This window comes from Agromyces aerolatus (assembly GCF_031432255.1).
GTDB lineage: Bacteria > Actinomycetota > Actinomycetes > Actinomycetales > Microbacteriaceae > Agromyces.
In genome coordinates, this window is the sequence record NZ_JAVKGQ010000008.1 from 92,120 (window position 1) to 105,404 (window position 13,285).

Genomic DNA, 13,285 nt, shown 5'->3' on the forward strand with positions numbered 1-13,285 from the left:
CGGGCATGACCGAGTTCCGCGTGTGGGCACCCCGGGCGACGCGCATGACGCTGCAGCTCGACGGCGCGAGGCATCCGCTCGCCGAAGAGCCCGGAGGCTGGTGGGCGACGTCCGCCGAGGGCCGCGACTACGGCTATCTCATCGACGACGCGGACACGCCGCGGCCCGACCCGAGGTCGCGATGGCAGCCCAACGGCGTGCACGGACTCTCCCGCGTGTTCGACCCGGCGGCCTACGACTGGCAGGACGGCGCGTGGACGGGCCGCCAGCTCGCCGGCGGCGTGATCTACGAGCTGCACATCGGCACGTTCACGCCCGAGGGAACGTTCGACGCCGCGATCGAGCGACTCGATCATCTCGTCGAGCTCGGCGTCGACTTCGTCGAGGTGCTCCCGGTGAACGCCTTCAACGGCGAGTGGAACTGGGGCTACGACGGCGTGCTCTGGTACGCCGTGCAGGAGTCGTACGGCGGCCCGGCCGGGTATCAGCGCTTCGTCGACGCATGCCACGGGCGCGGGCTCGCGGTGATCCAGGACGTGGTCTACAACCACCTCGGCCCGAGCGGCAATCACCTGCCCGAGTTCGGGCCGTACCTGCACGAGGGCCGGGCGAACACGTGGGGGTCGTCGATGAACCTCGACGGCGAGGACTCGGACGAGGTGCGCGAGTACATCATCGAGAACGCACTCATGTGGCTGCGCGACCACCACGTCGACGGGCTGCGACTCGACGCGGTGCACGCGCTCGTCGACCACCGCGCGGTGCACCTGCTCGAGGAGCTCGCCGAACGCGTCGACGCGCTCTCCGCGCACGTCGGCCGCCCGCTCACGCTCATCGCCGAGAGCGACCTGAACGACCCGAAGCTGATCCGATCGCGCGACGCGCACGGCTACGGCATCACGGCGCAGTGGAGCGACGACTTCCACCACGCGGTGCACGTCGCGGTCTCGGGCGAGACGGCCGGCTACTACGAGGACTTCGCGCCGCTCGCGGCGCTCCGCGCCGTGTTCGAGCGCGGGTTCTTCCACGCCCGCACGACGTCGACGTTCCGCGGCCGCGAGCACGGCCGGCCGCTCGACCTCGAACGCACTCCCGCCTGGCGCCTCGTCGTCTTCGACCAGGACCACGACCAGATCGGCAACCGGGCGATCGGCGACCGGCTCGGGGCATCCGTCGACGAAGGCGGCCTCGCGATCGCCGCCGCGCTCACGCTGCTCTCGCCGTTCACGCCCATGCTGTTCATGGGCGAGGAGTGGTCCGCGTCGACGCCGTGGCAGTTCTTCACGTCGCATCCCGAGCCCGAGCTCGGGACGGCGACGGCCGAGGGCCGCATCGCCGAGTTCGCGCGCATGGGATGGGACCCCGCCGTCGTACCCGACCCGCAGGACCCGGAGACGTTCCGGCGTTCGAAGCTCGACTGGAACGAGCCGTACCCGGGCGTCGACGCGGGCGACGCGTCAGCCGGCTCGCCGCACACGCGCATGCTCGAGTGGTACCGATCGCTGATCGCGCTGCGCAAGGCGCGGCCCGAGCTCACCGACCCGTATCTCGGCGGCACGCGCGTCGACGTGGACGAGGCGGCGCGCACGGTCGTGGTGCACCGGGGTGCGATCGCGATCGCGGTGAACCTCGGCCCGGCGGGCGCCGCGACCGCGCTCCGCGGCCGGGTGCTCCTGCACTCGGGCGTGCTGACCGAGCACGGCGCCGCGACCGCGCTGCCCGCCGAGGCCGAGGCGCTCGTGCTGCCGGCGCGCACGGTCGTGGCGCTCGATACCTCCGCGGCCGTGTCCGCGCTTCCCACCCGCTGAGCGTCCATCGGCGCCGAATGTGCGATCTCGGCGGCTTCTCGCGGGCAGCAAGGTCGCACACTCACCGCCGCTCGAGGACGACGGCCAATCCCTGTCCGACGCCGATGCAGAGCGCGACGACCGCAACCCCACCGCCGCGGCGAACCAGCTCGTGCGCCGCATGGCCGATGATCCGGCCGCCGGACGCCCCCAGCGGATGCCCGATAGCGATCGCGCCGCCGTGCACGTTCATCTGCTCGGGGTCGAGATCGGGCCAGAGCCGGACGCACGCGAGGCTCTGCGACGCGAACGCCTCGTTCAGCTCGACGAGGTCGACCTCCTGCCAGGTGCGGCCCGCCTGCCGGAGCGCCCGGTTCGCCGCTTCGACCGGCGCCACACCGAAGACATCCGGATTGTTGCCGAATGCAGCGCGTCCGGCGATCCGCGCGAGCGGCTCGGCGTCGAGTGCGCCCTCCGTTCCGAGCAGGACCGCGGATGCGCCGTCGTTGATGGACGAGGAGTTCCCGGCGGTGACCGTGCCCTCGCGCGCGAAGAGCGCTCTGAGAGCGCCGAGCTTCTCCAGCGTGGTGCCATCGCGGATGCCCTCGTCACGCTCGAGCGGATGCCCGTCGACTTGAACGATCTCCTGGTCGTACACGCCGGCGGCCCAGGCCTCGGCTGCGAGCCGGTGACTGCGCAACGCGAAACGATCCTGGTCCTCGCGGCTGATGTGGTACATCTCGGCGAGCCGCTCGGCGGATTCACCGTTCGAGATGGTCCACTCGGGGCGAAGCGCCGGATTCGTCATCCGCCAGCCGATCGCTGTGTTCCACAGCGTCTGATTGCCGACCGAAGGCCACGGCTTGCCGGATTTCTCCACGACATACGGCGCACGGCTCATGGATTCCACGCCGCCGGCGAGGATCAGGTCGGCATCGCCGCTCTCGATCGCGCGTGAGCCCTGGATCACGGCTTCGATCGAGGATCCGCAGAGCCGGTTCACGGTGACCCCGGTCACGGTCGTCGGGAATCCTGCGAGAAGCGCACCAAACCTGGCGACGTTCCGGTTGTCCTCGCCGGCCTGGTTGGCGTCCCCGAACACGACGTCATCGATGCGCGCCGGGTCGACGCCGCTGCGTTCGACCGTCGCCGCCATGACGGTTGCCGCCAGGTCGTCGGGGCGTACGCCGGCGAGCGCGCCGCCGCTCCGGCCGAACGGCGTGCGCACGGCGTCGAAGATGAAGCTTCCGCTCATCTGGCGACCTCGAATCGTGCAGGGGGCTCCGACGTCTCGGCCGCGTCGTCGGGCGCGGCGACGGCCGCGTCGCCGGGTGCGGTGAGGACCAGTCCGGTCCGCGCCTCGAGCTCGGCGACGGTGTTCCCCGCGAAGAACTCGCGCACGCGGAACCCCGCGGATGTCAGGTCGAAGACCGCATGGTCGGTGTACACGCGGGTCACGCAGCCCACCCCGGTGAGGGGGTAGCTGCAGCGCTCGACGAGCTTCGACTCACCCTGCTTCGTGAACAGGTCCGTCATGACATAGACCTGCTTGGCGCCGATCGCGAGATCCATTGCGCCACCGACGGCGGGGATCGCATCGGGGTCTCCCGTCGACCAGTTCGCGAGGTCACCCGTCTGCGAGACCTGGTAGGCACCCAGCACGCAGAAGTCGATGTGGCCGCCGCGCATCATCGCGAAGGAGTCGGCGTGATGGAAGTACGCGGCGCCGGCGACCTCGGTGACCGGCTGTTTGCCCGCATTGATGAGGTCGGGGTCGATCGCCGACGGATCGGGAGCGGAACCCATGCCGAGCAAGCCGTTCTCGGTGTGCATGACGATCTCGACCCCGCGAGGGAGATGGTCGGCGACGAGCGTCGGAGCTCCGATGCCCAGGTTCACGTATGCGCCCTCCGGGATGTCGGCGGCGATCCGCCGGGCGAGGTCGTCGCGGCTGATGCGTGCGGTCATCATGCACCCTCTCCTTCACGGGGCTCCGATGGCTGCCCTGTGACGTCCACTCCGCCGATGAAGTCGCCATCGTGCAACCACAGGCGGGAACCGACCGCCACGATCCGGTCCACGAAGATCCCCGGGGTGTGGACGGACTCGGGGTCGAGACCTCCGAGCTCGACGACCTCGTCGACCTGCACGATCGAGGTTCGGGCTGCGGTGGCCATGATTGGGCCGAAGTTCCGCGCGGTCTTCCGGTACACCACGTTGCCCCAGCGATCCGCCTTGAATCCGCTGACGAGCGCGACGTCGGCATGGATCGGGAACTCGAGCACGTAGTCGCGGCCGGCGATCGTCCGTCGCTCTTTCCCCTCGCCGAGCTTCGTGCCGACTCCGGTCGGCGTGTAGAACGCGCCGATGCCGGCACCGGCGGCCCGGATCCGCTCGGCGAGATTGCCCTGCGGCACCAGTTCGAGTTCGAGCTCACCCGCCCGGTAGGCACGGTCGAAGATCCAGGAGTCGTGCTGACGCGGGAAGGAACAGATCACCTTGGCGACGCGCCCCTCGGCGACCAGGCGCGCCAGGCCTTCTTCGCCCCCGCCGGCGTTGTTGCTGACGATCGTGAGCCCGCTCGCACCGCGTTCGACGAGCGCGTCGATGAGCTCGATCGGCTGACCGGCTCGCCCGAACCCGCCGACCATGACCGTTGCCCCGTCGACGACGTCGGCGACCGCCGCTTCGGCACTGGGCACCGACTTGTCGATCACCACTCACTCCTCGTTCGCTTGACGAACTTACATTCGCACAGCGCCCATACTAGCCTTACTCTGCCGGGCGCGCCCGGCATGCCCCCGCCGGCAAGCAGGAATTTCTGCGGATGGATGCTCGATACTTAATGGACACGCCCTACACTCGTTCGCCCAGCGAACACTTGACCGGCTCTCCATTCGAAAGGTGTCGCATGCCGCCCTCGCTCTTCTCCCCCATCACCATCGGGTCGACCACGGCGAGGAACCGCATCTGGGTCTCACCCATGTGCCAGTACTCCGTGCTCGACGAGGACGGGGTGCCGGGCGATTGGCAGCTCTCCCACCTGGGCAGCATGGCCGCCGGCGGCGCAGGCCTCGTGATCGCCGAAGCGACCGCGATCAGGCCCGATGGCCGGATCAGCCCGCGCGACACCGGTCTCTGGAACGACCGTCAGGAACAGGAGTGGGCCCGAATCGTCCGGCACATCAGGGCGCAGGGCGCGGTCGCGGGCATCCAGCTCGCGCACGCCGGCCGGAAAGCCTCGACCTTCCCGCTGTGGGGCTCCGAACGCCGCGGCACCGTCCCGGCCGCCGGCGGCGGCTGGGAGACCGTCGGACCCTCACCGATCGCGTTCGGCGACCTCGCGGCACCCCGTGCCCTTACCGAATCAGAGATCCTCGAGGTGATCGAACAGTTCGCCGACGCCGCGGTCCGCGCCGAGCGCGCCGGGTTCGACGTGGTCGAGGTGCACGCCGCGCACGGCTACCTGCTCCATCAGTTCCTCTCACCGCTCTCCAACCACCGCGAGGATCGGTGGGGCGGATCGTTCGAGCACCGGGTCCGCCTCACGGTCGAAGTCGTGCGGCGCGTTCGTGAGCGGGTCGCGATCCCGGTCCTCGTCCGGTTCTCGGCGACCGATTGGGTGCCCTCGGGGGGCTGGGACCTCGAGCAGACGATCGCCGCGGCCGACTTGGTCCGGGCGGCCGGTGCCGACCTCATCGACGTGTCCACCGGCGGCAATGTGCTCGCGCCGATTCCCGTCGGTCCCGGGTATCAGGTCGAGTTCGCCAGTGAGCTCCGCGCTCGGACCGGGATCCCGACCGCGGCGGTCGGCTTGATCACCGACGCCAGGCAGGCGCAGGCCATCGTCGAGACCGGCCAGGCCGACGCCGTGCTGCTCGGGCGCGAGTTCCTCCGCGACCCGCACACACCGCTGCGATTCGCGCGCGAACTCGAGGTCGACGAGTCCTTCATCCGCGAGTTGTGCGCCCCGCCCCACCGACGCGCGTATGCCTGACGCTGCGGCTCGGCGGGCGCGCGGCGCCGGCCGCGTCACGCCGGATCAGGCCGGCTGCGCGAAGCGCGTCGGGTCGAACGGTCGCAGGTCACGGTCCGAGGCGGTTCCGAGCACGAGATCGGCGAGGATGCGCCCCATGAGCGGCCCCGCGGTGAACCCCATGTGCGGATACATGCCCACGAACATCCGGTCGTGCCCGGGGTAACCGCCGAGGAGCGGAACCAGGTCAGGTGTCGCATTGCCGATGCCCGCCCACGAGCGCAGGATCTGCGCCGACCCGATGGCCGGCGCAACGCGCAGCGCGACGCGGAGATTGGATCGCAGGGAGTCGGGGTCCACGACCCACTCGCCCTGGGCGTTCTGCCGTGCGGGCCAGCCGCCGCCGATCAGCAGTGAACCGGATTTCGACTGCTTGAGCGTGAGCTTGTCGCCCGCGTAGTAGACGAGGTGCTTCACGATGGGCTCCACCGACTGCGTGACGCTCACCTGCACGGGCTCGGCCGTGACGGGGATGTCCAGCCCGAGCTGCGCGCCGAGTTCCGGGAGTCCGTCGCCTGCGGCGAGCACGAGCGAGCCCGCCCGGATCACGTCCGCCCCGACCTGGAGCTCATACCCGTCATCGGTCCGGCTCAGCCGGCTGACGGGCGTGCCGAGCGCGAATCGGGCGCCGCGTTTCGCGGCCGCACGCGCGAAGGCGTGCGCGGCGAGCAGCGGATTGGCTTTGCCCTCGGTCGGCATGAACGCTGCGCCGGCCATGTCCGGCGCGACCCACGGCGCGATCTCGGCGAGCTCGGCCCGATCGAGGATTCGCGACGGGTATCCGGCCTCCTGCTCGATGGCGACCTTTCGCGCGATGGCGGCCATCTGTTCGTCGGTCTCCCCGATGAGCAGACCACCGTTGCGGCTGACCTCGAGATCGATGCCGAGCTCATCGGAGAGTCCGTCCCAGAGCGCGAGCGACTCATCGAGCATGGCGAGCGCCGGCAGGAAGTTGCGCGCCCACCCCTCACCGAACTCCCGGAACGACGGGTGCTGGATCTGCCCGTGCAGGCTCCCGGCATTGCGCCCGGATGCGTCGATGTTGAGGTCGCCGGCGGCGACGAGGAGCACGTCGGCGTCTGCTCCGGCGAGATGGTACGCCGTGGCACATCCGGTGATGCCGCCTCCGACGATCACGACGTCAGCATGCCTCTGTGCCACAGCTTCTCCAACCAGGTCGCGCGGGTGCGTGCGGACCCGCGATCAGTGCTGAGGCCCGCTGGGAGTCTATTCTGCTGAATATTCGCTTCTCGCACTCTCGTGCGTCAAGCGGATAATGGACCGAGGCCGGGACCGGCTCCCCATACGAGAAAGCAGAGCTTCCGATGACCCACGCCACTGCGACCACACCGACGCTCTCGCTGCGCGGTCACGAGATCCCCACCGGCCTTTATATCGGCGGGCGATGGGAGCCGACGGCGACGGCCGTCGACGTCGTGAACCCCGCGACCGGAACGAGCCTCGGCACCGTCGCCGATGCGCGACCCGAAGATGCGATGCGCGCACTCGATGCCGCGGTCGCCGCACGTGAGTCGTGGTCGGCCATGTCGCCGCGCGCGCGGGCCGACCTCTTCCACTCGGCGCACCGCCTGCTCACTGAACGGGCCGAGGCGTTCGCCGACGTCATGACGCTCGAGAGCGGGAAGCCACGCAGCGAGTCGGCGGGTGAGTTCGCACTCTCGCTGGGCTTCTTCCAGTGGTTCGCCGAGCAGATCGCCCACATGCACGGGAGTTACGCGCCCGCGGGCAACGGCGGATTCCGGGTGATCACCACCCTCCAGCCCGTCGGCCCAACCCTGCTGATCACGCCGTGGAACTTCCCGATGCTCATGAACGCGCGGAAGGGCGGCGCCGCGCTCGCGGCCGGGTGCACCGTCGTGCTGAAGTCGGCCAAGGAGACGCCGTTCACTGCGGCGCTCTTCGTGAAGACGCTCGAGGACGCGGGTTTCCCGCCGGGTGTCGTGAACCTCGTGCACAGCAACGACTCCGCCGCGGTGACGGCCCCGCTCCTCGCCGACCGGCGCCTGCGCAAGGTGAGCTTCACCGGATCGACGCAGGTCGGGTCGATCTTGCTCGCCCAGGCCGCGGCGAACATCACCAACAGCTCGATGGAACTCGGCGGCGACGGACCGTTCATCGTGCTCGACGATGCCGACGTCGATCTCGCGGTCGAGCAGGCACTGGTGTGCAAGTTCCGCAATGCCGGCCAGGCCTGCGTCGCCGCCAACCGCATCATCGTGCACGAGGGCGTCGCGGACGAGTTCACCGCGAAGTTCGTCGCCGGGGCGCGCGCACTGTCGATGGGCGACGGGTTCGACCCCTCAAACGCGGTCGGTCCGATGATCTCGGCGGCGCAGCGCGACCGGGTCGCCGGGCTCGTCCAGAACTTCCAGGAGTCGGGATACGCCGAACTCCTCACCGGCGGGGCTGCAGCGGCCGGCGAGGGGTACTTCTTCGAGCCGACCGTGCTCGCCTTCGACCGCGCCGACCACGAGTGGTGCAACGAGGAGATCTTCGGACCGGTCGCGGCGATCTACCGTATCGGCTCAGCCCGCGAGGCGCTCGAAGTGGCGAACGACACGACGTACGGGCTCGCTGCGTACGTGTTCACGCGTGACATGTCCCGCGCGGTCACGCTCGCGGAACGACTCGAGTTCGGCATGGTCGGCGTCAACCGCGGCATCATGGCCGAACCGTCCGCCCCGTTCGGCGGGATCAAGTCGTCGGGTCTCGGCCGCGAGGGCGGCCATGAGGCCTTGATGGACTTCCTCGAGCCGAAGTACATCGCACTGACGGTGGACGAGGAGGGCGCGTTTGCCGATGATGTTCGCTGAACGCACAACTGTGCGAACTGATACCCTCAGCTTAACGGAAAGCGAGAGATCCTGATGACCGATGCCGCCCTGCGGACCCTGGCCGACGAATTCTGGACGTGGAGAATCGAGACGAGCTTCTGGACGAGTGACGACATCCCCCGCCTCGACCACGCGCCCGAGTGGCTGCCCGACTTTAGCGTCGAGTCGATCGAGGACCGGCGCGTGCGCGTCGAGGACTTCCGCGGTCGCTGGGCGGCGCTCGACGTCGCCGACCTGCCCGTCCCGGCGCAGGTCGATCATCGGCTGATCGGCTCGGCCATCAACCGTGTGCTCTGGGAGACCGACACGCTCCGAAACTGGGAGAAGAACGCCGTCTTCCTCACCGGCCAGGTGCTCGGGCCATGGTTCGATCTGCTGGTCCAGCTACCGCCCTTCGCCGCGGAGCGCCAGGCCGGCCTCGTCATCGTGTGCCGGTCGATCCCTGAGCGCCTCAACCTCGCGTGGTCTCACCTGGAGCGCGCGGGCGTCGCCGCGCTCGCACGAGTCGCCGTGCGGTTCCTCGACGACATCGATGCGCGGTTCCTCGCCTCGGTCGAGGGACTCGACGGCGTGGTGAGCGAAGAGACCATGACCGAGCTGCGTGCCGCAGCCCCCCAGGCCGCCGCCGCGCTCGCCGCGTTCGGTGCTCGCTTGGAAGCCGCGATCCCGCTCATGGCGGAGAGCACGCCCGTCGGCCGAGAGGCGTTCGTCTGGTTCCTGCGCAACGTCGCACTGATTCCCGAGACCCCCGAGGAGCTCGTTCGCGCGGCCGAGCAGGACTACCGCCGCGCCGTGATGTCGGAGCTCGTGAGCTCGAATCGCTGGCGCGATGCCGGCCGGAGCATCTCATACTCGACCGCCGAGGAACAGGTCGCCGGCCAGGCGGCCCAGGAGCTCCAGGTGCGTGAGTTCTCCGAGCGTGAGGGGATTCTCAGCCAGCCGGAGACGCTCAAGCGCTACCACATCGCGCCGATGCCGGCATATCTTGCACCGCTGGCGACGCTCGCGGTGACCGACGACCTCACGTCGGACGCCCGACTGGACCAGGACGGCGTCTCGTACTGCCCCGAGCCGTCGGCGGACCTGCCGTACTTCTACGTGGCGAACGCCATGGACCCGCGGCTCGGAATCATCCACGAGGGTGCGCACTACAAGCAGCTCGCGCTGTCCTGGGCGAACCCGAACCCGATCCGTCGCCGGTACTACGACTCGGTGGCCAACGAGGGCATCGCGTTTTACAACGAGGAGCTCATGCTGCTCGCCGGACTGTTCGCGGACCACCCGGCCTCCGAGCCCGTGGTGCACAACTTCAACCGCCTTCGCAGCCTCCGGGTCGTCGCCGATGTGAATCTCGCAACCGGTGCGTTCACGCTCGAACAGGCGGTCGATCACTTCACCCGGCTCGTGCCAATGGACGATGAGACGGCAACCAACGAGTCAGCGATGTACCTCGCGGTGCCCGGGCTCGCCATGTCGTACCACGTCGGCAAGATGCAGTTGCTCGCGCTCCTGACCGACGCGGTGGTCCGCCAGGGCGAGGACTTCTCGCTGAGGGCGTTCCACGACTACGTCTGGGAGAACGGCAACGTGCCGTATTCCCTGCAGCGCTGGGAGCTGCTCGGCGACCGGTCGGCCGTCGACCAACTCGACGCCGCTTAGCGGTTGACGTCGCGCGCGATCTGCTCCGTCGTCTCGAGGAGGCGGGGCAGAAAGCGCGTTTCGAGATCTTTGATGCTCGCCCGGGACGCCGGCACCGAGATGTTGGCCGCCGCCCACATGCGACCTTCGGCGTCGCGGAGGGGGGCGGCCACAGACCGCACGCCGAGCTCGAACTCTTCGTCGATGCTCGCCCAGCCCTGTTCGCGCACCTCGTCGATGATGCGGCGCAGCTCGGTCTCGTCCGTCACAGTGCGGCTGGTCAAGGGTTCGCGCGGGTACGTCCTGAAGAAGTCGTCGAGCTGTTCATCGGTCATGCCGGAGAGAAGCACGCGCCCGGTGGAGGTCGCGAACGCCGGGAGCCGGCGGCCGATCCGGATGTTCACCGTCATGATGCGGTCGGCCGCCGCTCGCGCGACATACACGACCTCGCCGCGGTCATAGGCGACGGCCGAGCACGACTCACGCAGTTCTTTGCTCAGCTCCTCGAGGTAGTCCTGAGTGATCTCGACGGCACTCGAGGACGTGAGGTACGCGTACCCGAGCTCGAGTACACGGGGCCGGAGGTAGTACCGCTTGTCCTCGACACCGAGGTAGCCGAGCGATTCGAGCGTGAGCAGGAATCGCCGCGTCGCCGCTCGGGACTGATTGGTCGCTCTCGCGACCTCGGCCATGGACAGCCGGTCGCGGCGTCCGGCGAAGGCCTTGATCACCCGGAGCCCCCGCTCCAGGGATTGGACGAAGTCCGGGTTTCCCCCGTTACCCTCGGCCGGACCTTCCTGTTCGTCGCCCACTGCGCATCCCCTCTACGTGTTTGCTGAAAATTAGCACACGCAGGCTCCCGCCCATCTGTCCGCATCGCGGAAAACTCGGGTCCATCAATCTCCTGGCCCGACCCCAGATTCCGGGGAATATGATTTACTTGTGTTCATTAGTCGCACGAACGTGCGCAGAGAGGAACAAATGGCGCTCCAGTTTCGCGGTAGCTACACCGTGGCCGTCACCCCGTTCACGCCGGACGGATCGGCGGTCGATGTCCCGGCGCTGAAGCGCTTCCTCGACTGGCAGCTCGCCGAGGGCGTGCCCGGCGTCATCATGCTCGGGACGACGGGCGAGTTCGTGGCGGTCTCCGACGACGAGCGCCGCGAGATCATCGAGACCACGGTGCGCCACATCGACGGCCGCATCCCCGTCCTCGCGGGTTCGATGGCCGCGAGCACCAAGGAAGCCGTGCGACGCAGCGTCGAGGCCGAAGAGCTCGGCGCCGACGGCCTCATGATCCTGCCGCCGTTCTACTACACGCCGACCGACGACGAGATCTTCCGGCACTTCCAGGCGATCAGCGAGGCCGTCCAGGTCCCGATCATGCTCTACAACAACCCGGTGACCTCGAACGTCGACATGAGTGCGGTCCTCGTCGCACGCATGGCCAAGGCCTTCGACAACGTCCGGTACATCAAGGAGTCGAGCCAGGACATCGCCCGGGTGCGCGACGTCATCGAGGCCAGCGACGGCCTCATGAACGTGTACGCGGGCGAGCGCGTCGTCGACTCCTACCTGCTCGGCGCGATCGGCTACGTCAACCCGTACGGCAACTACATCCCCCGCGCCTCGGCCGGCATCGCCGAGCTGGCGGCGGCGGGTCGCATCGACGAGGCGCGCTTCGTCCAGCGACTCATCGAGAAGCTCGACCACATCATCGCCGAGGGCCACCCGACGTACGGCCACCAGGCATACTCCAAGGAGCTGGCGGCCCGCGCCGGATACCCGGTCGGCACGGTACGCCCGCCGTTGACGTCGTTCGCACAGCTCGGCGAGGAGGGCGAGCAGCGCGTGGCGGCAATCGTCCCGATCATGGACGAGGTCACCGCCCTCGCCAAGCAGCTCGGCCTGTGATCCCCCAGACCTCGGAGCCAGCCCCGGAGCCTGATGATGCCCCGATCGCGCTGATCGGGGCCGGCACCATCGGCGTCGGCTGGGCCATCGTGTTCGCTGGTGCCGGGCGTACCGTGCGCGTGTACGACCGGGATCCGGCCATGCTCGCCGGGTTCCCGGAGGCGATGGGCGCTCGACTGAGCAAGCTCGACGAGGCCGGTCTCCTCGACGAGGCGCCCGCGGCGATCATCGCCCGGACCGAACTGCACGATCAGCTCGAACTCGTGCTCGAGGGCGTCGGATACGTCCAGGAGAACGTGTCGGAGTCGATCGACGTCAAGCGAGACCTCTTCGCGACGCTCGACCGACTCGCACCGCCGGCCGCCGTCCTGGCGAGCTCGACCTCGACCATCCCGAGTTCGCGCTTCACCGAGGGGCTGCCGGGCCGCAGACGCTGTCTCGTGGTGCACCCGGCGAATCCGCCCTATCTCATGCACGTCGCGGAGGTCGTCCCGTCAGCGGCGACGACCCCCGAGGCCATCGAGACCACGGTCGAGCTCCTGCGCTCGGTCGCGATGAAGCCGGTCGTCGTCCGAGCCGAACTCGAGGGCTTCGTCTTCAACCGGCTGCAGGGCGCTCTGCTGCGCGAGGCCTACTTCCTCGTTCGCGACGGCGTCGTCTCCCCGAGCGAGATCGACCTCATCGTGCGGGAGGGGCTCGGTCGACGCTGGTCCATCACCGGACCGTTCGCCACGAGCGAGCTCAACACGCGCGGCGGCACCGCACGGCACGCGGAGTCGATCGGTTCGGTGTATGCCCGGATCGGACGCGACCGCGGTGCGGCCGACCCCTGGTCGCCCGAGACCGTGGCGCACATCGTCGCCGAGATGCAGAGAATCCTTCCCGATGAGGACTGGGATGAGAACGTGCTGCGGCGCGAGAGCGGACTCATCGCCCTCGAGGTGATGCGGCGGCGCGGCGAACTGCCGGCCGTCCCCGCGGACGCCTGACCGACGGCGGAGCGGGACGATCGAGGCGGCGGGCCGATCCGGCCCGCCGCCTCGTTCGCGTTCTCC

General features: G+C 69.2%; 11 protein-coding genes. 6 read left to right on the forward strand and 5 right to left on the reverse strand.

The features are described 5' to 3' along the window. Positions 1–5: 5 nt before the first annotated feature. Entirely contained in the window at positions 6–1,808 is a 1,803-nt protein-coding gene (treZ, locus tag RH864_RS11690; protein WP_310517734.1) for a malto-oligosyltrehalose trehalohydrolase, read from the forward strand. Positions 1,809–1,869: 61 nt separating this feature from the next. Here treZ and RH864_RS11695 read toward each other — a convergent pair whose 3' ends face one another. Genes RH864_RS11695 through RH864_RS11705 form a run of 3 tightly spaced genes read right to left on the reverse strand, consistent with a single transcriptional unit; the run spans position 1,870 to position 4,504 of the window. Then, a complete protein-coding gene (locus RH864_RS11695) occupies positions 1,870–3,042 on the reverse strand; it encodes a thiolase family protein (RefSeq protein ID WP_310517735.1) in 1,173 nt (390 codons plus the stop codon). Then, entirely contained in the window at positions 3,039–3,755 is a 717-nt protein-coding gene (locus RH864_RS11700; RefSeq protein ID WP_310517811.1) for a 3-oxoacid CoA-transferase subunit B, read from the reverse strand. Before RH864_RS11700 ends, RH864_RS11695 begins: the two co-directional genes overlap by 4 nt. Next, the gene (locus RH864_RS11705; RefSeq protein WP_310517736.1) at positions 3,755–4,504 is read right to left on the reverse strand and encodes a 3-oxoacid CoA-transferase subunit A; all 750 of its coding nucleotides are present in this window, start codon (positions 4,502–4,504) and stop codon (positions 3,755–3,757) included. The genes RH864_RS11700 and RH864_RS11705 overlap by 1 nt, the downstream gene beginning before the upstream one ends. A gap of 194 nt (positions 4,505–4,698) precedes the next feature. Between RH864_RS11705 and RH864_RS11710 the strand changes: the two genes are divergently transcribed. Continuing rightward, positions 4,699–5,784: an NADH:flavin oxidoreductase/NADH oxidase gene (locus RH864_RS11710; protein WP_310517737.1), complete on the forward strand. Its 1,086-nt coding sequence runs from the start codon at positions 4,699–4,701 to the stop codon at positions 5,782–5,784. A 45-nt stretch (positions 5,785–5,829) separates the two neighbouring features. Here the strand turns inward: RH864_RS11710 and RH864_RS11715 are convergent, their stop codons facing one another. Then, complete coding sequence (locus tag RH864_RS11715) at positions 5,830–6,984, reverse strand: NAD(P)/FAD-dependent oxidoreductase (protein ID WP_310517738.1); 1,155 nt, start codon at positions 6,982–6,984, stop codon at positions 5,830–5,832. A gap of 164 nt (positions 6,985–7,148) precedes the next feature. Here RH864_RS11715 and RH864_RS11720 point away from each other — a divergent pair, with 164 nt between their 5' ends. Then, entirely contained in the window at positions 7,149–8,657 is a 1,509-nt protein-coding gene (locus RH864_RS11720; RefSeq protein WP_310517739.1) for an NAD-dependent succinate-semialdehyde dehydrogenase, read from the forward strand. A 54-nt stretch (positions 8,658–8,711) separates the two neighbouring features. Next, positions 8,712–10,337 carry a DUF885 family protein gene (locus RH864_RS11725; RefSeq protein ID WP_310517740.1) on the forward strand — a complete coding sequence of 542 codons (1,626 nt, stop codon included), beginning with the start codon at positions 8,712–8,714 and terminating at the stop codon, positions 10,335–10,337. On the opposite strand, the gene RH864_RS11730 is transcribed toward RH864_RS11725, so the two are convergent. Then, positions 10,334–11,128, reverse strand: a complete 795-nt coding sequence (locus RH864_RS11730; RefSeq protein WP_310517741.1) for an IclR family transcriptional regulator domain-containing protein — start codon at positions 11,126–11,128, stop codon at positions 10,334–10,336. The genes RH864_RS11725 and RH864_RS11730 overlap by 4 nt on opposite strands. A gap of 169 nt (positions 11,129–11,297) precedes the next feature. Here RH864_RS11730 and RH864_RS11735 point away from each other — a divergent pair, with 169 nt between their 5' ends. Beyond that, positions 11,298–12,230 (forward strand): dihydrodipicolinate synthase family protein, encoded by a 933-nt coding sequence (locus RH864_RS11735; RefSeq protein WP_310517742.1) that lies wholly within the window; start codon positions 11,298–11,300, stop codon positions 12,228–12,230. Beyond that, positions 12,227–13,219, forward strand: coding sequence for a 3-hydroxyacyl-CoA dehydrogenase (locus RH864_RS11740; protein ID WP_310517743.1), 993 nt, complete (start codon positions 12,227–12,229; stop codon positions 13,217–13,219). Before RH864_RS11735 ends, RH864_RS11740 begins: the two co-directional genes overlap by 4 nt. Positions 13,220–13,285: the final 66 nt, after the last annotated feature.